23 protein-coding genes and 1 pseudogene are annotated in these 25091 nt (G+C 73.0%); 12 read left to right on the plus strand and 12 right to left on the minus strand.

Annotation, left to right across the window (positions count from 1 at the left end; translation table 11 throughout):
- Positions 1–2 precede the first annotated feature (2 nt).
- The 3 genes from BAW75_RS23780 to polA all read left to right on the plus strand — a co-directional run bounded on the left by BAW75_RS23780 (position 3) and on the right by polA (position 4540).
- Entirely contained in the window at positions 3–974 is a 972-nt protein-coding gene (locus BAW75_RS23780) for an amino acid ABC transporter permease (RefSeq protein ID WP_043329574.1), read from the plus strand.
- A gap of 5 nt (positions 975–979) precedes the next feature.
- Positions 980–1768 (plus strand): amino acid ABC transporter ATP-binding protein, encoded by a 789-nt coding sequence (locus BAW75_RS23785; protein ID WP_369830118.1) that lies wholly within the window; start codon positions 980–982, stop codon positions 1766–1768.
- A gap of 72 nt (positions 1769–1840) precedes the next feature.
- The gene (polA, locus tag BAW75_RS23790; RefSeq protein ID WP_104114975.1) at positions 1841–4540 is read left to right on the plus strand and encodes a DNA polymerase I; all 2700 of its coding nucleotides are present in this window, start codon (positions 1841–1843) and stop codon (positions 4538–4540) included.
- Positions 4541–4641: 101 nt separating this feature from the next.
- Here the strand turns inward: polA and BAW75_RS23795 are convergent, their stop codons facing one another.
- The 7 genes and pseudogenes from BAW75_RS23795 to BAW75_RS23825 form a co-directional block, all read right to left on the minus strand.
- A complete protein-coding gene (locus BAW75_RS23795) occupies positions 4642–5043 on the minus strand; it encodes a MerR family transcriptional regulator (RefSeq protein WP_104114976.1) in 402 nt (133 codons plus the stop codon).
- A gap of 7 nt (positions 5044–5050) precedes the next feature.
- Positions 5051–5800, minus strand: a complete 750-nt coding sequence (locus BAW75_RS23800) for an SDR family NAD(P)-dependent oxidoreductase (RefSeq protein WP_104114977.1) — start codon at positions 5798–5800, stop codon at positions 5051–5053.
- Between the two features lie 40 nt (positions 5801–5840).
- A complete protein-coding gene (locus BAW75_RS23805) occupies positions 5841–6707 on the minus strand; it encodes a CPBP family intramembrane glutamic endopeptidase (protein ID WP_104114985.1) in 867 nt (288 codons plus the stop codon).
- Between the two features lie 44 nt (positions 6708–6751).
- Positions 6752–7096, minus strand: a pseudogene (locus BAW75_RS23810) (DUF3140 domain-containing protein); the annotation flags it as partial.
- Positions 7083–7301: a hypervirulence associated TUDOR domain-containing protein gene (locus BAW75_RS23815; protein WP_104114978.1), complete on the minus strand. Its 219-nt coding sequence runs from the start codon at positions 7299–7301 to the stop codon at positions 7083–7085. The gene BAW75_RS23815 and the pseudogene BAW75_RS23810, both read right to left, overlap by 14 nt.
- A 41-nt stretch (positions 7302–7342) precedes the next feature.
- Positions 7343–7759: a Uma2 family endonuclease gene (locus BAW75_RS23820; RefSeq protein ID WP_244206242.1), complete on the minus strand. Its 417-nt coding sequence runs from the start codon at positions 7757–7759 to the stop codon at positions 7343–7345.
- 160 nt (positions 7760–7919) lie between these two features.
- Positions 7920–8723, minus strand: coding sequence for a class I SAM-dependent methyltransferase (locus BAW75_RS23825; protein ID WP_064445284.1), 804 nt, complete (start codon positions 8721–8723; stop codon positions 7920–7922).
- 312 nt (positions 8724–9035) lie between these two features.
- On the opposite strand from BAW75_RS23825, the gene rpsA reads away from it, so the two are divergent.
- Positions 9036–10565 (plus strand): 30S ribosomal protein S1, encoded by a 1530-nt coding sequence (gene rpsA, locus BAW75_RS23830; RefSeq protein WP_051611429.1) that lies wholly within the window; start codon positions 9036–9038, stop codon positions 10563–10565.
- 161 nt (positions 10566–10726) lie between these two features.
- The gene (coaE, locus tag BAW75_RS23835) at positions 10727–11905 is read left to right on the plus strand and encodes a dephospho-CoA kinase (protein ID WP_069089072.1); all 1179 of its coding nucleotides are present in this window, start codon (positions 10727–10729) and stop codon (positions 11903–11905) included.
- Between the two features lie 36 nt (positions 11906–11941).
- Here the strand turns inward: coaE and BAW75_RS23840 are convergent, their stop codons facing one another.
- Positions 11942–13561: a hypothetical protein gene (locus BAW75_RS23840; protein ID WP_244206239.1), complete on the minus strand. Its 1620-nt coding sequence runs from the start codon at positions 13559–13561 to the stop codon at positions 11942–11944.
- Positions 13562–13861: 300 nt separating this feature from the next.
- Here BAW75_RS23840 and uvrB point away from each other — a divergent pair, with 300 nt between their 5' ends.
- From uvrB to BAW75_RS23860, 4 genes are all read left to right on the plus strand, one after another.
- Complete coding sequence (gene uvrB, locus BAW75_RS23845) at positions 13862–15967, plus strand: excinuclease ABC subunit UvrB (protein ID WP_043329585.1); 2106 nt, start codon at positions 13862–13864, stop codon at positions 15965–15967.
- A 25-nt stretch (positions 15968–15992) separates the two neighbouring features.
- Positions 15993–16829 (plus strand): helix-turn-helix transcriptional regulator, encoded by an 837-nt coding sequence (locus BAW75_RS23850; protein ID WP_104114979.1) that lies wholly within the window; start codon positions 15993–15995, stop codon positions 16827–16829.
- Positions 16830–16853: 24 nt separating this feature from the next.
- On the plus strand, positions 16854–17222 hold the full coding sequence (locus tag BAW75_RS23855; protein WP_069089074.1) for a VOC family protein: 369 nt from the start codon (positions 16854–16856) through the stop codon (positions 17220–17222).
- A 95-nt stretch (positions 17223–17317) separates the two neighbouring features.
- The gene (locus tag BAW75_RS23860; RefSeq protein WP_030503826.1) at positions 17318–18214 is read left to right on the plus strand and encodes a DUF5753 domain-containing protein; all 897 of its coding nucleotides are present in this window, start codon (positions 17318–17320) and stop codon (positions 18212–18214) included.
- A gap of 116 nt (positions 18215–18330) precedes the next feature.
- On the opposite strand, the gene BAW75_RS23865 is transcribed toward BAW75_RS23860, so the two are convergent.
- Positions 18331–18624: an antibiotic biosynthesis monooxygenase family protein gene (locus tag BAW75_RS23865; RefSeq protein WP_030503827.1), complete on the minus strand. Its 294-nt coding sequence runs from the start codon at positions 18622–18624 to the stop codon at positions 18331–18333.
- A gap of 385 nt (positions 18625–19009) precedes the next feature.
- Between BAW75_RS23865 and BAW75_RS23870 the strand changes: the two genes are divergently transcribed.
- On the plus strand, positions 19010–20008 hold the full coding sequence (locus BAW75_RS23870) for a TerC family protein (protein ID WP_043329590.1): 999 nt from the start codon (positions 19010–19012) through the stop codon (positions 20006–20008).
- 8 nt (positions 20009–20016) lie between these two features.
- Here BAW75_RS23870 and BAW75_RS23875 read toward each other — a convergent pair whose 3' ends face one another.
- Positions 20017–20853: a C40 family peptidase gene (locus BAW75_RS23875; RefSeq protein WP_244206240.1), complete on the minus strand. Its 837-nt coding sequence runs from the start codon at positions 20851–20853 to the stop codon at positions 20017–20019.
- 129 nt (positions 20854–20982) lie between these two features.
- Entirely contained in the window at positions 20983–22080 is a 1098-nt protein-coding gene (locus BAW75_RS23880; RefSeq protein WP_043329594.1) for a mandelate racemase/muconate lactonizing enzyme family protein, read from the minus strand.
- 44 nt (positions 22081–22124) lie between these two features.
- Between BAW75_RS23880 and BAW75_RS23885 the strand changes: the two genes are divergently transcribed.
- Positions 22125–22922 (plus strand): tyrosine-protein phosphatase, encoded by a 798-nt coding sequence (locus BAW75_RS23885; RefSeq protein WP_104114981.1) that lies wholly within the window; start codon positions 22125–22127, stop codon positions 22920–22922.
- Between the two features lie 5 nt (positions 22923–22927).
- Here the strand turns inward: BAW75_RS23885 and BAW75_RS23890 are convergent, their stop codons facing one another.
- Positions 22928–23794: a serine hydrolase gene (locus BAW75_RS23890; protein ID WP_104114982.1), complete on the minus strand. Its 867-nt coding sequence runs from the start codon at positions 23792–23794 to the stop codon at positions 22928–22930.
- Between the two features lie 61 nt (positions 23795–23855).
- Here BAW75_RS23890 and BAW75_RS23895 point away from each other — a divergent pair, with 61 nt between their 5' ends.
- A complete protein-coding gene (locus BAW75_RS23895) occupies positions 23856–24521 on the plus strand; it encodes a class I SAM-dependent methyltransferase (protein WP_104114983.1) in 666 nt (221 codons plus the stop codon).
- Positions 24522–25091: the final 570 nt, after the last annotated feature.

Raw genomic sequence — 25091 nt, forward strand, 5'->3', positions numbered from 1 at the left:
CCATGTCGGCCGACACATCCGGACGGGCACGGCCAGAACCGATCAAGGCCGTGCCCGTGCGGCACCCCGGGCGCTGGGTCGGCGTGGCGGTCATCGCCGTGCTGGTCGCGATGTTCGTGCACATGCTGGTCACGAACTCCGCGTTCCAGTGGTCGTTCATGGTGGACGAGATGTTCCGCCCGCCGATCATCGAAGGGCTGCGCGGCACCATCCTGCTGCTGATCACGTCGATGGTGATCGGCATCGGCCTGGGCATCGTCATCGCGATCATGCGGCTGTCGCCCAACCCGGTGCTGCGCGGCGTGGCCTGGGTGTACACCTGGTTCTTCCGGGCGGTGCCCCGGCTGGTGCTGGCGATCCTCTTCGGCAACCTCGGCATCCTCTGGTCGCGGCTGGAGTTCGGTCTGCCGTTCGACAGGCAGATCGGCGCCCTGTTCGGGTTGCACGACTTCGAGGCCCGGCTGTTCGGGTTCAGCGCGGTGGACATCCTGACCGGCTTCGTCGCCGGCATGCTGGCGCTGGGCCTTTCTGAGGCCGCGTACATGGCCGAGATCGTCCGGGCCGGCATCCAGTCGGTGGACGAGGGGCAGACCGAGGCGGCTCAGGCGCTGGGCATGAGCCGGGCGCAGATCCTGCGGCGGATCGTGCTGCCGCAGGCGATGCGGGTGATCATTCCGCCGACCGGCAACGAGACCATCGCGATGCTCAAGGACACCTCGCTGGTGGCCTTCGTGCCGGTGTCGATGGAGCTGTTCTTCCAGCTCAAGGCCGTCGGTTCCCGGACCTTCCAGCCCTTCCCGATGTACGTCGCGGCGACGTTGTGGTACCTGCTGCTGACCAGCGTCCTGCTGGTCGGGCAGTACTACCTGGAGCGGCACTACTCCAAGGGGTTCGGACGCAGCGGGCGGGCCCGGCAGCGGCTGCGGAATCTGACCGCCGAGAGCGGCAGTACCACGAGTGGGACGGCGCAATGACGGACATGACCGCTTCCCCGCAGACGCCGGCCGCCGAGTTGATGGTCCGGGCCGAGCAGGTGCACAAGTCGTTCGGGCCGCTGGAAGTGCTCAAGGGCATCGACCTGGAAGTCCGCTCCGGCGAGGTGTGCTGCCTGCTCGGGCCCTCCGGCTCCGGCAAGTCGACGTTCCTGCGCTGCATCAACCACCTGGAGAAGATCGACGCCGGCCGCATCTGGGTCGACGGTGACCTGATCGGCTACCGGGAGCGCGGCGGCAAGCTGTACGAGATGCGCGACCGGGACGTCGCCGCGCAGCGCCGCGCCATCGGCATGGTGTTCCAGCGGTTCAACCTGTTCCCGCACATGACGGTGCTGCAGAACGTCATGGAGGCCCCGGTGCTGCTGCGCCAGGCCAAGAAGACGGAGGCCCGGGAGCACGCCGCGCAGCTGCTGGACCGGGTGGGACTGGGCGACAAGCTCGGCGCGTACCCCGGTCAGCTCTCCGGCGGCCAGCAGCAGCGGGTGGCGATCGCCCGGGCGCTGGCCATGCGGCCGAAGCTGATGCTGTTCGACGAGCCGACCAGCGCGCTCGACCCGGAGCTGGTGGGCGAGGTGCTGGACACGATGAAGGACCTGGCCCGCGACGGCATGACGATGATCGTGGTGACCCACGAGATCGGCTTCGCCCGCGAGGTGGGCGACCACCTCGTGTTCATGGACGGCGGCGTGGTGGTCGAGCAGGGGGACCCGCGCGAGGTGATCTCGGCGCCGAAGCACGAGCGGACCAAGGCGTTCCTGGCCAAGGTTCTCTGACCTCGGCCTCCGGTGCGGCGCGCGCCGCACCGGAGGCCGGAGTTGTCGGGCGTACGGACTAGAGTCGCAGCCGTGACAGCTACGACGCCGCGCCTGCTCCTCGTCGACGGACATTCCCTGGCATACCGGGCGTTCTTCGCCCTGCCTGTGGAGAACTTCTCCACCACCACGGGGCAGCCGACGAACGCCGTCTACGGCTTCACCTCGATGCTGATCAACGTGCTGCGCGACGAGCAGCCGACGCACATCGTCGTGGCGTTCGACGTGTCCCGCCGTTCCTTCCGCACCGAGAAGTACTCCGAGTACAAGGCCGGCCGCAGCGAGACCCCCACCGACTTCAAGGGCCAGGTCAGCCTGGTCAAGGAGGTCCTCGCCGCGCTGCGCGTGCCGGTGGTCGAGAAGGAGGGCTACGAGGCCGACGACGTCATCGCCACGCTCGCCTGGCAGGCCCGCGACCAGGGCATGGACGTGCTGATCACCACCGGCGACCGGGACGCGTTCCAGCTCGTCGGCGAGCGCGTGACCGTGCTCTACCCGCGCAAGGGCGTCTCCGACCTGGCCCGGATGGACCCGGCCGCGGTCGAGGCGAAGTACGGCGTCACCCCTGATCGCTACCGCGACCTGGCCGCGCTGGTCGGCGAGACCAGCGACAACCTGCCCGGCGTGCCCGGCGTCGGCCCGAAGACCGCGGCCAAGTGGATCAACCTGTACGGCGGCGTCGAGGGCGTGGTGGCCCGCGCCGACGAGATCAAGGGCAAGGCCGGCGACAGCCTGCGCGAGCGGCTCGCCGACGTGATCCGCAACTACGAGATCAACTGCCTGGTCTCCGACCTGGAGCTGCCGGTACGCCCCGAGGACGCCCGCTGGCAGGGCTGGGACCGCGAAGCGGTGCACCAGGTCTTCGACACGCTCCAGTTCCGCATCCTGCGCGACCGGCTCTACCAGTACCTGGAGGCGGTCGAGCCGGAGGCCGACGCGGGCTTCGAGCTGGCCGGCGAGGTGCTCACCGAGCCGGGCGCGCTCGCGGGCTGGCTCGACACGCACGCCCCGGCCGGCACGCCGGTCGGCCTGGCGGTCACGCTCGACACCGGCCCGAACCGCCGGCACACCGCCACCGTGACCGGGATGGCGCTGGCCACCGCCGCCGGCGCGGGCGCCTGGTTCGACCCGAGCCGGCTGGACGCCGGCGACGAGGCCGCGCTGGCCGGCTGGCTGGCCGACGCCGAGCGCCCGAAGGTGCTGCACGACAGCAAGCCGGCGGTGCTGGCGTTCGCCGCGCACGGCTGGGAGCTGGAGGGCATCGCCCGCGACACCCAGATCGCCGCCTACCTGGCCCGCCCCGACCAGCGCTCGTACGACCTGACCGACCTGGCGCTGCGCTACCTGCACCGGGAGCTGCGCGTCGACGCGCCGGAGACCGGTCAGCTCACGCTCGACGGGTTCGGCGACGAGGGCGCGGCCGAGCAGAACCTCATGCTCCAGGCCCGCGCCACGCTCGACCTGGCCGACGCGATCGACGCCGAGCTGTCCCGCGACGGCGAGCAGTCGGCCCGGCTGATGGCCGGCGTCGAGCTGCCGCTGATGCGGGTGCTCGCCGCGATGGAGCGCACCGGCATCGCCGCCGACACCGACTACCTCTCCGAGCTGGAGGCGCACTTCGCCGCCGAGGTGAAAGCCGCCGCCCAGAGCGCGTACGAGGTGGTCGGCCGCGAGTTCAACCTCGGGTCGCCGAAGCAGTTGCAGGAGATCCTCTTCACCGAGCTGGGCCTGCCCAAGACCAAGCGGATCAAGACCGGCTACACCACCGACGCGGACGCGCTCCAGTGGCTCTACGCCCAGACCGAGCACCCGCTGCTGCACCACCTGCTGCGCCACCGCGACGTGGCGAAGCTCAAGTCGACTGTCGACGGCCTGCTCAAGTCCGTCTCCGACGACGGCCGGATCCACACCACGTTCAACCAGACGGTGGCGGCGACGGGGCGGCTGTCGTCCACCGAGCCGAACCTGCAGAACATCCCGATCCGCACCGAGGAGGGTCGCCGGATCCGCCGCGCGTTCGTCGTCGGCGAGGGCTACGAGTGCCTGCTCACCGCCGACTACAGCCAGATCGAGATGCGGATCATGGCGCATCTGTCCTCCGACGACGCGCTGATCGAGGCGTTCAACTCCGGGCACGACTTCCACGCGGCCACCGCGTCCTCGGTCTTCACCGTCGAGGTCGCGGACGTCACCGCCGACCAGCGCCGCAAGATCAAGGCGATGAACTACGGCTTGGCGTACGGGCTCAGCGCGTTCGGCCTGTCCCAGCAGCTCGGCATCAGCGCCGAGGAGGCGCGCGGGCTGATGGAGAACTACTTCGCCGGGTTCGGCGGGGTGCGTGACTACCTCCAGGAGGTGGTGGCCCGCGCCCGCCAGGACGGTTACACCTCCACCATCCTGGGCCGCCGCCGCTACCTGCCCGACCTGGTCAGCGACAACCGGCAGCGCCGGGAGATGGCCGAGCGGATGGCGCTCAACGCCCCGATCCAGGGTTCGGCGGCCGACATCATCAAGGTCGCGATGCTGCACGTCGACAGCGCGCTGCGTGAGGCCGGGCTGCGGTCCCGGATGCTGCTGCAGGTGCACGACGAGCTGGTCTTCGAGGTCGCGCCGGGCGAGCGGGAGGCGTTGGAGGCGTTGGTGCGCAAGCAGATGGGCGAGGCGTACCCGCTGTCGGTGCCGCTGGAGGTGTCGGTGGGCGAGGGCCGCGACTGGAACAGCGCCGACCACTGACCCTCCGCCGCCGTCCCACCCGCGCCACCACCCGCCCGCCCCGGCGGTGATCAAGGAGTTTGTGTCCCCGAACGGGCTCTGGCGTGACACAAACTCCTTGGTCACCTCACAGGAGGCGACGGCGGCGAGAGGAGGGGCGAGTGCGCAGGGGCGGCGGCCTGGAGGGCGGCGGCCAGGCGGTCGCGGACGGCCACCTGGGCCGCGATCCGGGCGTCCAGCACGGCCAGGCGCTCCCGGCCGACCCGCAGCCCGGCCACTGACGGCGGCGCGGACGCCACGTCCCCGTCCAGGCAGGGCAGGAAGACCCGCACGTCGTCGAGCGTCAGCCCGGCGTCGAGCAGGTGACGGATGTTGCGGACCCGGGTGACCACCGCGTCGTCGTACTCGCGGTAGCCGTTCGCGGCCCGGGCCGAGGCGATGAGCCCGTGTTCCTCGTAGTGCCGCAGGGCACGCGGCGTGCAGCCCGTCGCCTTCGCCACCGCGCCGATCCGCACCGCCGTCACCGTCCTCTCACGCGACCACCGCGCCCCCGTCCACCGGCAGCACCACACCGGTGACGAAGCCCGCCTCCGGCTCGCAGAGTCGCCGGATCGCCCAGGCTACGTCCTCCGGGCGGCCGATCCGGCCCGCCGGGGTGTGCGCGAGTTGCCAGTCCCGCACCGCCGCTCGACCTTCGGAGGACAGGCCACTGTGCACGCCGATCGGCGTGTCGATCGCTCCGGGCGCCACGGCCACCACCCGGACGCCGCGCGGCGCGAGTTCCACCGCCCAGCTGCGGGTCAGCGAGTCCAGCGCGGCCTTGCCGGCGGCGGACACCGAACTGCCCGGCCAGGCGCGCAGGCCGACCGACGTGGTGACGTTGACCAGCACACCGCGTGTCGCGGCGAGCGCCTCGACGGCGGCGTGCGCCAGCCGGACGGGCGCGAGGAGGTTCGTCTCCAGTTGCCGCCGGGCGGCGTCCTCGTCCAGATCCGCCAGCGGCCCGCCGCCGGCCACGCCCGCGTTGTTGACCAGGACGTCCAGGCGGCCGTACCGGTCGAGCGCGGCGCTGACGATCCGGCCGGGCCCGTCGGGCGCGGTGACGTCGGCGGTCAGTGGCGTGATGTCCGGCCGGCCGGCGGCGGTCTCCGACAGCGGCGCGGCGCGCCGGCCGACGGCGACGACGGCGTACCCGGCGGTGGCGAGGGCGTGTGCGGTGGCCCGGCCGATGCCGGTGCCCGCACCGGTGACCACGGCGACCCGTGGTGTGCGGCGTTCCATGCCGGCATCGTCCGACCCTGCCGCCTGCGGCAGGGTCAAGTCAGAGGCCGAGCAGGACGGGCATCGCGTTTACCGCGCCGTGCACCACGAGCAGCGGCCACATGCGGCGGTACCGCGACCACAGGTAGCCGAGGAACAGCCCGGCGACCCCCTGGTTCACGATCACCGACGCCAGGTCGACGGCGGGACGGCCGCTGCCCTGGATGGCCACGTGCCAGACCGCCCACACCAGCGACGCGAGCACGATCGCCGGCCACCGGCCGAGCAGCGACTCCCACCGGGTCTGCAGCCACCGCCGGTAGAAGACCTCCTCCAGCAGCGCGTTCACCGCGAAGGCCACCAGCAGCGTCGCGACCAGCTCGACCAGCCCGACGGTCCGCCCCCAGTCGCTCGCCGGCACGGCCAGCGGCGTCGCGTAGCTGAGCGCCAGCCACACCGCCACCGGCAGCGCCGGACCCCACCGGCGGGCGGCGTCCGCCGGGGCCGGGCCCGGCGACCACCGTGGCGGCCGGCGGCGCGCGGCCAGGAACACCACGAGGGGTACGCCGAGCAGCAGCGCGAGCTTCAACACCGTGTACGCGGGTTCGCCGCCCAGCAGCGGCATGACGGCGGCGAACGCGATCCCGGCCAGCAGCAGCGGCACCGCCTCGCGGTGCGGCGCGACCGGGTCCGGCCACCTCGGGTCGGGCGCGGGCGGGATCAGCCGGATCAGCGCGATCCCGGCCAGTGCCGGGATCCAGCGGCTCCACATCGGCACGGTGCCGTCGTGGTCGGCGCTGTAGCGAATGCCGGTGTTCCCGGTGGTCACCAGGAGGAGCGCCGCGACGGCGATCAGGCCGAGGCCCGCCAGGAGGACCACCCGTCCGGCGCGGGGATGACGGCCGGCGGTCGGGACGTCTGTCGTCATCGCCGGCACGGTACCAACGCGCGGCGAACGACCCGGGCGGCTCAGCCCTTGAGCGGGTCGTGCCCCCAGTTCATCAGCGACCAGCGCCACCTGGTGTCCCGCACGTCCCCGGACGGCCGCTGGGCGAGGTGGCGGTGGACGTACCCGATCACCTTGCGCATGTGCTTGTAGTCGGCGGCGGTCAGGTCGGCGCGTTTGCGGCGCAGCAGGTCGACGATGCGCCGGCCGGAGTCGTGCCCGACCGACTCGCCGCCGGCGGTGCCCTTCTTGTGCCAGCCGACGTGCTTGGACTCCTCGGTCTCCAGCCAGCGGGACAGCTCACCGGGCTTCATGTTCACCGCGTCGGTGAACTCCCGGTACGTCTGCTGCGGGTCCTCAGCGCGACTCATGGCGCAGCACCTCCGGGCGGTGGGCGACGTCGCGGCCCGAGTCGTCGTTGGTGATCCGGTACTGCGGCTGCTCCGGCGAGGCGTTCACGGTGTGCCCGCGGACGTGGGTGCGTTCGGTCAGCTTCTCCTTGATCACCCCGTACGCCCGGCCGCTGTGGCTGGCCCAGGAGACGTGGTCCCCGGCGTGGAACTCCTTCTCGGCCATGCCGCCCGGTTACCCGCGGCGGCTACCGAGTAACGGCGTCGTCAGGGCCGGATCTCCGCGATCGGCAGCTTGATCGCGAAGGGCTCGGGCAGCTCGATCACCTCGCTGCTGTCGTCCACCAGCTCGTACTGCCGCTCGCCGCCGGGGCCGATCCGGTCACCGAGGCGGTACGCGTGGAGGTGCACCGGATCCTGCTCGATCCGCCAGTAGTACGGGATCCCCGCGGCGGCGTACTCGCCCGGCTTGGCGAACCGGTCGACGCGCCGGGTGCCGGGGGAGACGATCTCGACGGCCAGGACGACGTCCGCCGGTCGCAGGAGGGACCTGTCGCTCGGCAGCCCGGCGTGGTGGAGCAGGACGTCCGGTCGGCGGCTGGCGTCGACGTCCAACCCGATGCTCACTGCCTGGGTCGCACGCAGATACGCCGGCGCGTGGGATCGCAGCCACCAGGTCAGCAGGCCGGCAGCGTCAGCAGTTCCTCCACCATGTGGTCGGCACGCTGTTGCCGAAGCGGGTCCGGACGCCATGGAGAGGATGGTGTCGCGATCGGCTCGGCGGTCACCAGGGCAACGTAGGGGCGCTACCGCCGCCCCGATCGCACCGCGCGTCCGTCCGGCGTCAGCGGGCCGGTTTCTCGGCGACGAAGATCGCCGTGCCGGGGAACAGCCGGCCGCGCAACGGGCTCCACTGCCCCCAGATGCCCTCGTGCCCGGCCGGCCACTCCGGCTCCACCAGGTCCAGCAGCCGGAACCCGGCGCCGACCAGCTCCCGGATCCGGTCGCCCAGGGTGCGGTGCTGCTCGACGTACGTGGCCACGCCGTGCTCGTCCTGCTCGACGTAGGGGGAGCGGTCGAAGTACGAGTGCACGGCGGTCAGCCCGCCCTCGCCCGGGTCGTCCAGGAAGATCCAGCGCATCGGGTGGGTGACCGAGAAGACCCACCGGCCGCCGGGGCGCAGCACCCGGGCCACCTCGCGCATCGCCGCCGCCGAGTCGTCCACGAACGGGATCGCGCCGAACGCGGTGCAGACCGTGTCGAACGCGGCGTCGGCGAACGGCAGGGCGAGCGCGTCGGCCTGCACCAGCGGCACGCGTACCCCGGTGCGTTCGGCGGCCTCGGCGGCGTGCCGCAACATGCCGGCGGACAGGTCCAGCGCGACCGGCCGGGCGCCCTGGGCGGCGAGCCAGCGGGCGGCGGCGGCCGCCCCGGCGCCGAGTTCGAGGATCCGCCGGCCGGCCACGTCGCCGAGCAGCCGCGCGTCGGCCTCGCGCAGGCCCTCCGGGCACCAGACGAAGTCGGCGTCACCGAGGAACGCGCCGTGCTCGGCCTGGTACGCGTCGGCGTCGGTGTCCCACCAGCCGCGGTTGGCCCGGCGGATCTCACCGGCGTCGACCCGTCGGCGGGTCACCCTGTCGTCGTCCACCCGTCCACGCTAGGTCCGGCGGCGTCCGGCCGGTCGGGTGGGGTGGCGGTTGGGACGGGTGTGACGGACGAGACAGCTGTGGCCCCTTACCGCGCAAAATCTCCGCTTTCGCAGCGGATGAGTTCGCGCGGACCCGGGAGGGCTTGCACGCTGTGGTAATGCAGCGGGTAGGCTAGACGATGCGCTCGCGGATCGTGTGCCTCGGCAGGGAGCAGGTGCGCGGTCACCGGAGCCACTAATGATCTTCTCGCGTCGATCGTTCGGTGTGCCCGGCGACGGATCCGTTGGCGCGGCAGAGTCACCGCGACACCCATGCCCGCTGTGACAACCCATCCGACCGGAGCAACCGCCCACATGACGAGCAGCATCGAGGCCACCTCGAGCGCCAACAAGGTCACCCACGACGACCTCGGCTCTGAGGAAGCTTTCCTCGCCGCGATCGACGAGACCATCAAGTACTTCAACGACGGCGACATTGTCGAAGGCACCGTCGTCAAGGTCGATCGGGACGAGGTCCTGCTCGACATCGGCTACAAGACCGAGGGTGTCATCCCCTCTCGGGAGTTGTCGATCAAGCACGACGTGGACCCGGCCGAGGTCGTTTCGGTGGGCGACCACATCGAGGCCCTCGTCCTCCAGAAGGAGGACAAGGAGGGTCGGCTGATCCTCTCCAAGAAGCGGGCGCAGTACGAGCGGGCCTGGGGCACGATCGAGAAGATCAAGGACGAGGACGGCGTCGTCCGCGGTTCGGTCATCGAGGTCGTCAAGGGTGGTCTCATCCTCGACATCGGCCTGCGTGGCTTCCTGCCCGCGTCGCTCGTCGAGATGCGGCGTGTGCGTGACCTGCAGCCGTACGTCGGCCGCGAGCTCGAAGCCAAGATCATCGAGCTGGACAAGAACCGCAACAACGTGGTCCTGTCCCGCCGTGCCTGGCTGGAGCAGACGCAGTCCGAGGTGCGCACCGAGTTCCTCAACAAGCTGCAGAAGGGGCAGGTCCGCAAGGGCGTCGTCTCCTCGATCGTCAACTTCGGCGCGTTCGTCGACCTGGGCGGCGTGGACGGCCTCGTGCACGTCTCCGAGCTGTCCTGGAAGCACATCGACCACCCGTCCGAGGTCGTCGAGGTGGGCCAGGAGGTCGAGGTCGAGGTCCTGGACGTCGACCTGGACCGCGAGCGGGTCTCGCTGTCGCTGAAGGCGACGCAGGAGGACCCGTGGCGTCAGTTCGCCCGCACCCACGCGATCCAGCAGATCGTGCCGGGTAAGGTCACCAAGCTGGTGCCGTTCGGCGCGTTCGTCCGGGTGGACGACGGCATCGAGGGCCTGGTCCACATCTCCGAGCTGGCCGAGCGCCACGTGGAGATCCCGGAGCAGGTCGTGCAGGTCGGCTCCGAGGTCATGGTCAAGGTCATCGACATCGACCTGGAGCGCCGCCGGATCTCGCTGTCGCTCAAGCAGGCCAACGAGGGCTTCGTCGAGGGCGAGGAGCACTTCGACCCGACCCTCTACGGCATGGCCGCGACCTACGACGAGCAGGGCAACTACATCTACCCGGAGGGCTTCGACCCGGAGACGGGCGAGTGGCTCGAGGGCTACGACAAGCAGCGCGAGACCTGGGAGCAGCAGTACGCCGAGGCACGTCAGCGCTGGGAGGCCCACACCAAGCAGGTGCAGACCTCCCGCGCCGCCGACGCCGAGGCCGCTGCCAACCCGGCTCCGCCCGCCACCAGCGGCACCACCACCTCGACCTCGGCCCCGAGCCGTCAGGCCGAGGAGCCGGCCGGCACGCTCGCGACCGACGAGGCGCTCGCCGCGCTGCGGGAGAAGCTCGCCGGCGGCAAGTGACCGGATGCTGACGCCTGCTCGTCCCACCGGACGAGCCGGCGACCGCCTCTGACGACGGGCCCCGTCCCCGCGTTCCGCACCAGCGGAGCGCCGGGGGCGGGGCCCGCGTCGTGTGCCGGGACGGTTTGGCATGTGGACGAGCGATCCGGTTGACTGTCCGGGTGCTGAAGGTGGGGCTGACCGGCGGAATCGGATCGGGCAAGAGCGCGGTGGCGAGCCGCCTCGCCGCGCTGGGCGCGGTGATCGTCGACTCGGACCGCATCGCCCGCGAGATCGTCGCGCCCGGCACCGACGGGCTGGCCGAGGTGGTCGCCGCCTTCTCCGACAGGGTCCTCGACGCCGACGGGGCGCTGGACCGGGCCGCCCTCGGCGCGCTGGTCTTCGGCGACGAGGCCGCCCGCCGCACGCTCGAAGGGATCACCCACCCCCGGGTACGCGCACGCAGCGCCGAACTGGTCGCCGCCGCCCCCGCCGACGCGATAGTCGTCAACGACGTCCCGCTGCTGGTCGAGGTGGGGCTCGCGCCCACGTACCACCTGGTGGTCGTGGTGCAGACGGCCGTGCCGACCCGGATGGCCCGGCTGACCCGCGACCGGGGCATGGCCGCGGCGGAGGCGCAGCGGCGCATCGCCGCGCAGGCCGACGACGCCACCCGGCGCGCGGTCGCCGACGTGCTGCTGGCCAACGACGGCACGCTCACCGAGCTGCACGCCGCCGTGGACGCCCTCTGGCGGGACCGCCTGGTGCCCTACGAGCGCAACGTCCGCGAGCGCCGCGCCGTGCCGGCCGACCCGGCGGCGCTCGCCGGGCCGGACCCGACCTGGCCCGAGCAGTACGCCCGGCTGGCCGCCCGGATCCGCCACGCGGCGGGCGGTGACGTCCGGGTCGACCACGTCGGCTCCACCGCCGTGCCGGGGCTGGCCGCGCCGGACGTGATCGACATCCAGGTGACTGTCTCCTCGCTGGACGAGGCGGACGGGCCGATCGCGCAGCGGCTGGCCGAGGCGGGCTTCCCGCGCCTGCCGGGTGACTGGTGGGACGTCCCCCGGCAGCCGGAGCCGGTGCGCTGGCCCAAGCGGCTGCACGGCGGCGCGGACCCGGGGCGTCCGGTGCGGCTGCACCTGCGCGAGGCCGGCTCGCCCGGCTGGCGGTACGCGCTGCTGATGCGCGACCACCTGCGCGCCGACCCGGCGCGGCGGGCCGACTACCTGCAGGTGAAGCGGGAGCTGGCGGCCACCGCGCCGGAGCACGCGGCGTGGGGCACTGTCAACGACCCGTGGTTCGACGAGGAGCACCTGCGCGCCGAGGAGTGGGCCGCGCAGACCGGCTGGCGTCCCTGACGCTCACCCCCGGCGTCGCGCGCGGCGGCGGGCGGGTCAGCGCGACGCCGGGCCCGGTGGACCGGCGGACACACGGCCCGGCGTGAGGTCGAGCCGGACCCAGACACCGGACCCGGTGCGCAGTTCCAGCCGGCGTGGCAGCCCACCGCGGTCGAGCCACCAGCGCCTGCCGCCCGGACCCTCGACCACGTCGACGGTCCGGTCGGCGACCCGGTCCTCCCGTACCCGGACGGCGTCTCCGTCCGGCGCGTGCGTCCCGGCGCGCAGCGCCGCGTCGATCAGCCGGTCCAGGTCGTCGCCGGGCGGGCGCGCGGGCGCCGCGAGCAACCCGGGCGGCATCGGCGTCGGCGGCGTGGCCGGCCCGTCGGGGGACCGGTGCGCCTTGGCCACCCGGCCCGGCCGGACCCAGCGCAGGGTGCGCCGGCCGCTGCCGTCCTCGATCACCACCAGGTACGCCGACGAGGTAGCCCAGCTCAGCGTGCCCGTGCCGCGCAGGGTGGCGGACGGGCCGAGCGGGGCGGTCACGGTCACCGCCGCGCCGCCGACGGCGCGCAGGCGGGCGGGCAGCGCGGCCAGCCGCTCGGCCTCGTCGTCGGTGAGGGCACGGGGTTGCCCGGGCCGGCCGCCGAGGGCGTCCACCGGGTGCAGCGTGGGCCGGTCCGCGCGGCTCAGCTCGACGGTGACCGGGGTGCCGTCGGCCAGCCGTCCGGCGAGCCGGTGCAGGCGGGCGTCGGCGTCCAGCCAGAGCGTGGGCCGCGGGTCGCCCGGCACGGCGAGCGGGGCCTGGAGCACGTCCACCGGGATGCCGCCGACGCTGTCGTGGCGCAGCCACCGGCCGTCGGCGCCGGGCGGGTCGACCCGCCCGGCGCCGAGCCCGATCAGCAGGTCGCGTACCGCGCCCAGGCCGTGCCCGCCGCCCGGGGCCCGCATCCGCCAGCCGTCAGTGGGCGGCACCAGCGGGGGCCGGGCCGGCGTGGGGAGCGCGCCGGGGTCGGGGCGCACGAGCAACGCGGAGCCGGTGGCCTGGGCCAGGCCCCGGTCGGCGTCCGCGCCGGGGCCGCCGACGTCCAGGTAGACCAGGGGGCGGGCCCAGTCGACCCAGCCGACCAGTTCGGTACGGGCGCCGCCGGCGCCCACAGTGACCCGGACGCCGGCGCGTACGTCGCGCAGGTTGGTGACCCGCAGCGCGGCCACCCGGTCGGCCTCGGCGGAGGTGAGCGGGCGAGTCGTCCCGGCCGGTGCGTCGGGCCCGGGCGTCCCGGTCAGCAGCGCGGCGACCAGCGCCGTCGCGGAGATCACGGCGGCGCCGGCGAGCGCGGCGAGCATGATCCGGCGGCGGCCCGGCCCGTCCGGTGGGTCGTCGGCGCCGTCCAGTTCCGGGCCGCCTCCGGGCCGGGCCGGGTGAGCGGGGGAGCGGCCGGTGACGAGCTCGCGGCGGCGCCGGCCGGCCACGGTGGCGGGCCGGGCCGGCGTGCTGGTGCGGGCGCGGCGGTGCCGGCGGCCGGGCTCACGGGGCACGGACTGGTCGCCGCCGCCCCGGGCGGTGAGGCGGCGGGGGCGACCCGCGCCGCGCGGGCGGCCGGCGTCGTCGGCGGACGGGGGCGCGCCGGTGTCGGGCGGCTCGCGTCGCGGCCGGCGGTCGGGAGAGGTCCCCACGAGTGGAAAACGCGAGAGCGGGGTTTCGGTGACGAGCAGGGGCGCTCGCGGCGGCCGGTCAGCGCCTGCGCGCGACCACCGTCGGCGCGCACGCCGGTCGACCCGGGTGCTGCGGCCCTGGCGCCGGGGGCAACCGGCCCTCGGAAGGGGGCGGTCGCCGGCCCGGTCGGCCGCCGCGAGCGGCCTACGGTACGAGGGTAAACCCGTGAGATGAGCCACACAATGGGAATATCGAAGCTGATCAGGGACGGTCCGTGGTCGTGGCCGGAAGTGTCGGACCGCGGGCGTACGGTTGGTGTCATGGCGCTCGACATTCCCCGGCTCGACGGCCGCTTCCAGGTCGTCAGTGAGTTCCAGCCGGCCGGTGACCAGCCGGCTGCCATCGACGAGCTTGAGCGTCGCGTGCGGCGCGGCGACCGCAACACGGTGCTGCTCGGCGCGACCGGCACCGGCAAGAGCGCCACCACGGCGTGGCTGGTCGAGCGGCTGCAGCGGCCGACCCTGGTGCTCGCCCCCAACAAGACCCTCGCGGCCCAGCTGGCGAAGGAGTTCGGCGAGCTGCTGCCGCGCAACGCCGTCGAATACTTCGTCTCCTACTACGACTACTACCAGCCCGAGGCGTACATCCCGCAGACCGACACCTACATCGAGAAGGACTCCTCGATCAACGAGGAGGTCGAGCGGCTGCGGCACTCGGCCACCATGTCGCTGCTCACCCGGCGCGACGTCATCGTGGTCGCCACCGTCTCGGCGATCTACGGGCTGGGCACGCCGGAGGAATACCTCGACCGGGCCGTGCGGGTGAAGGTGGGGCAGGAGCTGGACCGTGACCAGTTGCTGCGGCGGCTGGTCGACATCCAGTACACGCGCAACGACATGGCCTTCCAGCGCGGCACCTTCCGGGTCCGCGGCGACACGCTGGAGATCATCCCGGCGTACGAGGAGCTGGCGGTCCGCATCGAGCTGTTCGGTGACGAGATCGAGAAGCTCTACTACCTGAACCCGCTGACCGGTGACGTGGTCCGCGAGGTCGACAGCTTGATGATCTTCCCGGCCACGCACTACGCCGCCGGCCCGGAGCGGATGGAACGGGCGATCCGCGACATCGAGGCCGAGCTGGGCGAGCGGCTGGCCGAGCTGGAGCGGCAGGGCAAGCTGCTGGAGGCCCAGCGGCTGCGCATGCGCACCACCTACGACATCGAGATGATGCGGCAGGTGGGCTTCTGCTCCGGCATCGAGAACTACTCCATGCACATCGACGGCCGGCTGCCCGGCAGCCCGCCGCACTGCCTGCTCGACTACTTCCCCGACGACTTCCTCACCGTGGTCGACGAGTCGCACGTGACGATCCCGCAGATCGGCGGCATGTACGAGGGCGACGCCTCCCGCAAGCGGATGCTCATCGACCACGGCTTCCGGCTGCCCAGCGCGGCGGACAACCGTCCGCTGCGCTTCGACGAGTTCCTGGAGCGGGTGGGCCAGATGGTCTACCTGTCCGCCACCCCCGGCCCGTGGGAGCTGGAGCAGGCGCAGGGCGAGTTCGTCGAGCAGGTGATCCGCCCCACCGGCCTGATCGACCCGGAGGTCGTGGTCAAGCCGACAAAGGGCCAGATCGACGACCTCATGCACGAGATCAAGCTGCGCACCGAGCGGGACGAGCGCGTCCTGGTCACCACGCTGACCAAGAAGATGGCCGAGGACCTCTCCGACTACCTGCTGGAGAACGGCATCCGGGTGCGCTACCTGCACTCCGAGGTCGACACGCTGCGCCGGGTCGAGCTGCTGCGCGAGCTGCGCAAGGGCGACTACGACGTGCTCGTCGGCATCAACCTGCTCCGGGAGGGTCTCGACCTGCCCGAGGTCTCCCTGGTGGCGATCCTCGACGCCGACAAGGAGGGGTTCCTGCGCAGCGGCCGGTCGCTGATCCAGACCATCGGCCGGGCGGCCCGTAACGTCTCCGGCCAGGTCCACATGTACGCCGACAAGATCACGCCGTCGATGGCGGACGCGATCGACGAGACCAACCGGCGCCGGGCCAAGCAGATCGCGCACAACGAGGCGAACGGCATCAAGCCGGAGCCGTTGCGCAAGAAGATCCACGACATCCTCGACGACATCTACCGCGAGGCGGAGGACACCGAGAACAGCAACGTCGGCGGTGCCGTGCGGCAGCTCTCCCGGGGCAAGGCGCCGGTGAAGGAGACCCGCAGCCGCCGGGGCGCCGCGACCACCCCGTCCCGCGAGGGCATGGCCCGGGCCGACCTGGCCAACCTCATCCAGGAGCTCAACGACCAGATGCTCGCCGCCGCGCGGGAGCTGCAGTTCGAGCTGGCCGCACGCATCCGGGACGAGGTCGCCGACCTCAAGAAGGAGCTGCGCGGGATGGACGCCGCAGGAGTCCGGTGACCGGCGTGACGGCCGGGGCGGCGCGATGCTGACCGAGGCCGTCGTCGCGCACCCCGATCCGCGACTGCGCCAGTGGGTGGACAGCTACCTCGGCTACCGCGAGGACGTGTCCGTCCCGCTGGCGCGCCGGGAGGTGGCGGGCGCGTTCGTGGTGCTGATCCTGGGCTGGGGCGCCCCGATGGACGTCGCCGACCCGCGTGACCGGGCCCGGGGCGCGTACGGCACGAACGCCTTCCTGGCCGGCCCGTTCGACAGCTGGTGCGCCACCCGCACCGTGGGGACGGGCACCGGGGTCCAGGTGATGCTGACCGCCCCGGCGGCCCGCCGCCTGCTCGGGCTGCCGCTGGCCGAGCTGGCCAACCGGGCGGCGCCGGTCGACGCGGTGGCGGGCTGGCTGGCCCGGCTGCGCGACGAGCTGGCCGCAGCGCCGGGCTGGCCGGAGCGCTTCGCCCGGCTCGACGCCGCGCTGTCCGCGCGGCTGGCGGCGACCACGCCGGTGGACCCGCACCTGCTGGCCGCCTGGCGGCGGCTGGACGGCGGCGGGGAAGCGGTCGGCGTGGCCACGCTGGCCGAGGAGCTGAGCTGGTCGCGTCGCCACCTGTCGGTCCGGTTCCGACGGGAGTTCGGCCTGCCGCCGAGGACCGTCGCCCGTCTGCTGCGTTTCGACCGGGCGTACGCGAGCCTGGGCCGTACCGTGCTCACCGCGCCCTCCGCCGTGCCCGACGACACCGGCTGGGCGGAGCGGGCGGCCCGGTGGGGCTACTACGACCAGTCGCATCTGATCCGGGAGTTCCGCGAGTTCGCCGGCGTCACCCCGGCCGCGCTGGCCGGGCCGGGATCTCATTCGTCCAATCCGGCCTGACCGAGGCGGCGGCAGACTGGCGGCATGCAGAGCGTTTATCCCGTCTTGCGCTATCCCGACGTGCGAGCCGCCGTCGAATTCCTCTGTTCCGCGTTCGGCCTCACCGTGCGCGAGCTGCACGAGCTGCCCGACGGCACCCTGGTCCACGTCGAGCTGGAGTACGCCGGCGATCTGGTGATGCTCGGCCCGGGGCCGGCGCCGCAGCCCCGCCCAGCCGACGACGACTACCGCGTCTACCTGGCGATCGAGGACGTCGACGCGCATCACGAGCGGGCCGGGGCGGCCGGCGCGGAGATCATCAGGGCGCCGTTCGACACCGACTACGGCTCCCGTGACTACATCGCCCGCGACCTGTCCGGGCACGTCTGGTCGTTCGGCACCTACCGCCCCTGAACGACTGGCGCCTACTCCGGGCGTGGTAGCGCTGTGTGGGCGAGGTATTGCCGAGCGTGATGGTCATGCGTACTCTCCTCCCCTGGGAGGCGTGCATGCCGTTGTCAGCAAGTCCCGTGGTCCGGAGGGCGCGGCTCGGTGTGGAGCTGCGCCGGCTGCGCCGTCGCGAGTCGCTCACGTTGGAGCAGGTCTGCGTCCGGCTGGGTTGGGCGTCCACCTCGAAGCTGTCCCGCATCGAGCTGGGGCAGAGTCGGCCCGACCTGGCCGACGTGCTCGACCTGCTCGACGTCTATCAGGTGCCGTCACCGCAGCGGGACGAGCTGATAGTCATCGCCCGGGACGCCGCCACCGGACGCGGCTGGTCCCGGGCGCTCGGCGAGATGGGCGAACGGCAGCGGGCGTACGTCGAGCTGGAGGCGGGCGCCGAGCGCATCGTCGAGTATCAGTGCGCGCTCGTGCCCGGCCTGCTCCAGACCCCGGCGTACGCCCGGTTGCGCGTATCGGCGGGCGCGGCGCTGACCGGGGACGTGGACGTGGAGGCCGAGGTCCGCGCCCGCGCGGCGCGTCAGGAGCTGCTGATCCGGCCGGATCCGCCGCACTACACGGCGCTGATCGACGAGCGGGTCTGCGACCCGGACGGCCTGCCCGGTGACGTGTGGCGTGACCAGATGCGGCATCTGCTCGCGCTCGCCGAGCGGCCTCGCGTCAGCGTCCGGCTGCTGCCCGGCGCGTCCTGCGGCGACGGCCCGCACCCGCTCGCGCCGTTCTCCTACTACGCCTACCCCGATCCGGCGGACCCGCGCACCGTGCTGGTGGAGACGCTGACCACCGACGTGCGCCTGGTGTCCGAGACGGACGTGAGCCACTACGAACGGGTCATCGAGCGGCTGCTCGCGGTCGCGCTGCCACCCGATGCCACGGCCGAGCTGGTGGCCCGGCGGCTGGGCGCCGCGCCGGTGCCCCGTCAGCGCGATCCGCACGACCTGGGCTGACCGGCGCGAGCTGGATCGACCGGCACGAGCTGGCGCGACCACCGGGCCCGGCGCCCCCGATGACCGTCGGGGCCGGTGGCCGCGCAGCGCGCAGGCTACGGCACGGGTACGACAGTTCAGGCCGGGACGTCGGTGAAGTGCTCGACCAGCGGCGGCCCGGCGAAGTACGGGCCGATCAGCCCGCGCCACTGCGCGAACCGGTCGGTCTGGCGGAAGTTCACGTCGTGCGCCTCGACCGAGTCCCACTCGACCAGCAGGACGAACCGGGTGGGCGACTCCACGCCCCGGGTCATCCGCACGGAACGGCAGCCCTCGGCGCCGGCGAGGATCGGCCGTGCCTGCGCGTAGGCGGCGGCGAAGTCGTCCTCGTTTCCGGGCGTCACATCGATCAGCGCGACCTCAAGAACCATGTCCGCAGCCTGCCATGCCACCCCGCCGGGTGTACGCACCGGGGGAGACGCCCGGGCAAGAGTTGCTGGGCTAGCCTCCTAGGATGCGCTGCGCGGGGTGAGGCGGCGCACGTCACCCAGCCGTACGACGGCCCGGAGATGCGGCACCTGGGTGTGATGGTGAACAATGGCGCCCGAGGAGGGGAGTATTCCCTCGCGGTGGAGTCGTCAGCACGGAAGAGCGCCGGTACCTTACGGTGGCCCGACCCGGCTCCGTCGGTCGGAACCTGCTGTCAGGCTCCGGCGGAAGAGACCTCCGACAGTCACCCCTGTCGGCGTCGACGCACCCCTGCAGCCCACCCGGCGTACGGTGTGCCCGAGGCCGCGTGTCTGCCGGAGGATGGATTTGAACGTGTCCGCATTGGTGTGGGCGGTAACGCTGATCGCGATGATCGCGGTCCTGCTCGCCGACCTGTTCATCATCGGCCGGCGACCGCACGAGCCCAGCGTCCGCGAGTCCAGCCTCTGGGTGGGCTTCTACGTCGGCCTGGCGCTGATCTTCGGCGGGGTGCTCTGGCTGACCGCCGGTGGCCGCGTGGCGGGGGAGTTCTACACCGGCTGGCTCACCGAGTACAGCCTCTCGGTGGACAACCTCTTCGTCTTCGTCATCATCATGGCCCGCTTCGGGGTGCCCCGGCAGTATCAGCAGAAGGTGCTGCTCGTCGGCATCATCCTGGCGCTGGTCATGCGCGGCGGCTTCATCGCGGCCGGCGCGGCGCTGATCTCCCAGTTCTCCTGGGTGTTCTACATCTTCGGCGCGTTCCTCATCTACACCGCGGTGAACCTGGCCCGGCAGGGCGAGCCGGACGAGGACGAGTTCAGCGAGAACGTGCTGATCCGGTGGAGCCGGCGGGCGCTGCCGCTGTCCCGGGACTACGACGGGGCGAAGATCACCACCCGGGAGAACGGTCGGCGGCTGTTCACCCCGATGCTGATCGTGATGATCGCGATCGGCACCACCGACCTGATCTTCGCGCTCGACTCGATCCCGGCGATCTTCGGCATCACCCAGGAGCCGTACCTGGTCTTCACCGCCAACGTCTTCGCCCTGATGGGGCTGCGGCAGCTCTACTTCCTGCTCGGCGGCCTGCTGGACCGGCTCATCTACCTCAGCTACGGCCTCGCCGTGGTGCTCGGCTTCATCGGCGTGAAGCTGATGCTGGAGGCGCTCGCCGACAACCACCTGCCGTTCATCAACGGCGGCGAGCCCGTGGGGTGGGCCCCGCACATCCCGATCTGGCTGTCGCTCACCGTCATCCTCGGCACCCTGGCCGTGGCCACTGCGGCAAGCCTGGCGAAGTCGTCGCGGGACCGGCGACGGGAGCTGGTCAAGACCCGCCCCTGACCGCAGGGTCAGACGCGGTGCGCGCCGACGAGCGTGGCGGCCCGGTCGGCGGGCAGCTCCTCCTCGACCACCCGGCGGGTCAGGTAGCAGGCGTGCAGCATCCGGCGCCGGCCGCCGTGCGGCTCGGCCGACACGATCCCGACGTGGTGGACGCGCCGGCCGGGCCGCGCGAAGAAGTAGAGGTCGCCGGGACGTTCGTCGCCGAGCGCCACCGGCGTCGTCGCGTCCGCCTGGTCGTCGGCGTCGCGGGGGAGCGTGATCCCGTGCCGCCGCCAGGCCAGGTGGACCAGCCCGGAGCAGTCGATGCCGTCGGTGGACAGGCCGCCCCAGACGTAGAGCAGGTCACGCAGCCGCTCGGCGACCGCGAGCACCTCCTTGGCCTCGGGGCGTTCGGCCGGCAGCGGCACCAGGTCGCCCTCCGGGGCCCACAGCGGGTCGGCCCGACCCGGTACGCGGACCGGTCGCCCGCCGTCCACCGGCCGCCCGGCCGACTCCAGGCGGGTGCCGAGCACCAGGCCGCGAAGCGCCGGTGCGCCACCCGGCGAGGCGTGCAGCGTGGTGTGGGCGACGTCGACGGTCAGCGCGGCGCCGGCCGGCTCGGCGCTGGTCAGGTGGGCGGTCCGCACCCAGCCCGGGTAGCCGTCGGCGCCGTGTTTCGCGGCGGGCTGGCCGAGCGCGACGACGCGGGCCCAGCCGTCCGGCCGCGTCTCGGTGATCCGTACCGGCTCGCCGAGCAGCAACTGGGTCAGGACGCAGTCACCGACCCGCTGGTCGCGGTCCATCCCGGCGATCCAGCCGGCGACGTCGGGGCAGTCGGCGAGAGCGGGCCGGTCGATCGGGCGCACCGCATCGGGTGCTGTCCACAGGGTCGCCACCGGCACCCGTACGACGGCCTGTCGGCACGGTTGAGGCGCCACGCGTACCCCTCTCTGGAATGCTTCTCCGGGCGACCATATGAAAAATTCTGCCGCTACTCAACCATGTGACTGAATTTTAGCTTCACGGAGGCCGGTGACGCCGAGACCCGGCGCGTCCGGCAGCAGCACGCTCGCGCCCTCGTACCGGATGCCGCCGGTCACCGGCGACCAGGCCAGCCACCAGGCGGCGTCGAGGTCCGACACGGCGGTGGTGCCGTAGGCGGCGACCAGGCTGGCGGCGGCGCCCACGCCGACCGGGCCCTCCATCATCGAGCCGACGATGGTGCCCATGCCGTGCGCGGCGGCCAGGTCCAGCAGCGTGCGGGCCGGTTGCAGCCCACCGCACTTGGCCAGCTTCACGTTGACCATGTCGGCGGCCCGCCGCCGGATCACCTCGACCATGTCCCGCACGTCGAAGACGGACTCGTCGGCCAGGATCGGCAGCCCGACCCGGTCGCTGACCCAGGCCAGCCCGTCCAGGTCACGGCGGTGCACCGGCTGCTCGACCAGCTCGACGTCGAGCCCCGCGTCCTCGATCGCGCGGATCACCCGCACCGCCTCCCGGGGCGTCCAGCCCTGGTTGGCGTCCAGCCGGATCCGCACGTCCGGCCCGACCGCGGCCCGCACCGCGCGCACCCGGTCCAGGTCGCCGCGGGCGTCGGTGCCGACCTTGAGCTTGAGCACCCCGAACCCCTCGGCACCGCGCCGCGCCGCCGTCGCGGCCAGGTCGACCGCGTCGCCGGCGGCCAGCGTGACATCCGTCGGCACCCGCAGCGCCGTGCCGCCGAGCAGACGCACCAGGGGTACGCCGAGCCGCCGCGCGGCCAGGTCGTGCAGCGCCACGTCGACCGCCGCCTTCGCCGACTCGTTGCCCACCACGGCGCGACGCACCAGGGCGCAGCCCGCCTGGAGGTCGTCGGCGTCCCGGCCGATCAGCAGCGGCGCGAGCAGTTCGCGTACGCACGCCTCGGCGCCGGCCACCGACGCGCCGGTCACCTGCCAGACCTGCGGCGCCTCACCGAAACCCGAGCGGCCGTCGCCGTCGATCACCTCCACGACCAGCGTGTCCACTGTGGTGGTGCGGCGCAGCGCGGTGACGAACGGGGTGTGTAAGGGGGCCGACAGACGGTGGGTGCGTACCGCGGCGATGGTCATGTGGGGCACCCTATAGCCAACTGGCGGCGAGCAGGGGAGGGCCGATGACCGGGCGGGAATGGGAGCTGGTGGGCGCGCCGAACGCGCGTGACCTGGGCGGACTGCCGACGACAGACGGGCGGCGGGTACGCGCCGGGCGGCTCATCCGTACGCCCGCGCTGGGCCGGCTCACCGACGTGGACCTGCCGGTGCTGGGCAAGCTCGGCCCGGCCTGTGTGGTGGACCTGCGTGACGTCCACGAGCAGGCGGTGGCCCCGCCGGACCGGTTGGCCGGTGCGCCCCGCGTGGTGCACCTGCCCGTCTACGACGCGGCGCATCCCGTCTTCACGTACGTCTCGGCGGTGCTGCAGGGCCACGACCTGAACGCCTACGCGGCGCTGGCCCGGGAGGGCATGCCGGGGGCGATGACGGCGATCTACCGCTGGTTCGTCACCGGCGAGTCGGCGCGGGCCGGTTTCAGCGCGGCGGTGCGGCTGGCCGTCGAGGACGCGAACCTGCCGCTGCTGTTCCACTGCTCGGCCGGCAAGGACCGCACCGGCTGGCTGTCGGTGGTGCTGCTGACCGCGCTGGGCGTCCAGGAGGAGGCGATCCGCGCCGACTACCTGGTGCACAACGAGCTGACCGAGAGCCTGCGCGAGGTGCTGCTGTCCGCGATGATCCAGCGCCGGCCGGACCTGGATCCGGCGGTGGCGCGGCCGCTGCTGGAGGTGCGTCCGGAATACCTGGACGCCGCCTACGACGAGGTGCGCCGGACGCACGGCTCGTTCGAGGCGTACCTGCGCGACGGTCTGGGGGTGACCGACGCGGACCGCGCGGCGCTGCGCGAGCGGCTGCTGGAGTAGCCGGGTCAGCCGGCCAGGTCGTGTCGCGCCGCCCAGACCCGCGCGGAGACGTGCGCGATCAGCCGGCAGGCGTCGTCCTCCACCTCGTCGCCGTCCGCGCCGCCGTCGGCCAGGTCGGTGGTGGTGCAGACGACGATCGTGTACGGCGGCGCGTCGTCCGGGAAGACCACGCCGGCGCCGTGGCGCACGCCGCGCACCCAGCCGTTCTTGTGCGCGATGCGGGTGCCGTCGGGCAGCCCGGCGGCCAGGTCCTCGCGGTGCTCCTGGGCGGCGAGCACGTCGAGCATGGCCGCGCAGGCAGACGGCGAGGCGAGCGGGCCGGGCCGGGTCGCGCCGAGCGCCAGCTCGCCGAGCAGGGCGGCCAGGTCGGCGGCGGTGACCAGGTTGTCGATGCCGGAGTCGCGGGCGGCGAAGTCCTCGATGCCGCGGCCGGTGACGCTGTGCCGCGCCCCGGCGAGCGCCCACGCCCGCGCCACGGCGGGCAGCCCCACCTGGCCGATGCAGATGTTCGTGGCCAGGTTGCTGGACCGGACGATCATCCGTTCGGCGAGCCAACGCAGCGGCGCGTCCCCGCCGACGCGGTCCCAGACCGCCTCGTCGTTGTCGTAGTTCCGGGCGTTGGCGAACCGGGGCGCGCCGGGCAGCGCGGAGTCGAACGAGTTGCGCACCGGCACCGGCGCGTCCAGGTCGAGCCGGCCGGCCTCGGCGGCGCGGAACAGCGCCACCAGCACGGCGAGCTTCATGGTGCTCGCCGCGTAGTGGGTGGCGTCGGCGCGCCGCGTCCACGCCGGCCGCGCGCCGGGCCGGCCCACGTACGCGGAGACGGTGCCGGGCACCTTGTCCAGGTGCGCGTCGAGCTCCTCCCAGGTCATGGGGGCACCGTAGCCGATCTGCGGGGCAGCGGCGGGCCCGGTGCGGGGCTAGCGTGCGGAGATGACGACCCCGTTGTACGACGGCATCGCCGACTGGTACGAGGAGTACGCCAGCGAGACCTCGTCGATCTACATGGACCGGATCCGGTCGGTGCTGGCCGGCCTGCTGGGCGAGGGCCCGGGCCGGTGCCTGGACCTGTGCTGCGGCACCGGCGCGCACGCGGCCGAGCTGCGCCGTCTCGGATGGACGCCGGTGGGCGTGGACCTGTCCGGCGGGCAACTGCGCCACGCCCGGTCCCGGCTGCCGGTGGCCCGGGCCGACGCGACAGCGCTGCCGCTGGCCACCGGCGCGGTGCCGGCCGCTGTGTGCGTACTCGCGCACACCGACATGCCCGACTATCCGGCCGCGCTCGCGGAGGCGGCGCGGGTGCTGGAGGCCGGTGGCCGGCTGGTGCACGTCGGGGTGCATCCGTGTTACGTGGGCGCGTTCGCCGACCGGTCCGAGCCGGAGCGGATCGTGATCGACGGCGGGTACGCCTCACGGGAGCACACGCTGCGGTCGTGGAACGTCGTCGGGGTGCGGGCGCGTGTCGGCGCCTGGCACCTGCCCCTGGCCGACCTGCTCAACGCCGTCACCGCGGCCGGTCTGGTGGTGACCCGGGTGGTCGAGTCCGGCTCCGGGCCTGTCCCCGACGCCCTGGCGATCGCCGCCACCAAGCCCCGCTGACGCCTCGTCCCCGCGATCGTCCTGTTACGGGCGTTCGTCCGGGTCCGTGCCGCCACCGCTGTCGCCCGACCTCCACCGTGGTCGGCCACTCGTCCGCCCGCTTCCGGGATCCGCCCGCTTGCTCGCTTCCGGGCCAGCCCGCTTGCCGGCTCGCATGTCGGTCGGCCCGTCCGGCTTCCGCCTGCGTCGGCCCGCTCGCTTCTCCTCCGCCCACCGGTTCCGGCCTGCGCCGGGCCGTCCACTCCTGGCTCAGTCCGCCAGTTCCACGTCATCCGACGGCCGCTCCCATGCCGTCCGCGGAGACCGCCCGGTCTCCCACTATCCGGGATCTAGAAGGTCATATCCCGAGATCCGTGTAGATCTTGGTAGGAATCGGCCCCTGGAGGGGCCATTTCGTACCAAGATCTCGCGCTTTGGCGGTCGATCATGAGGTTGGCGGCGGTTATGGAGATCGAAAACGCCGCCAACCTCATGATCAACCGGGCAGGGCAGGGCAGGGCAGGGCAGAGGGGGAGAGACGGGGGAGCCCGGTCCGCCTGGGCGGGCCGGGCTCCCCCGTCTCTCCCCCTC

Origin of the sequence: Micromonospora chalcea (assembly GCF_002926165.1) — a bacterium.
GTDB classification, from domain to species: domain Bacteria; phylum Actinomycetota; class Actinomycetes; order Mycobacteriales; family Micromonosporaceae; genus Micromonospora; species Micromonospora chalcea.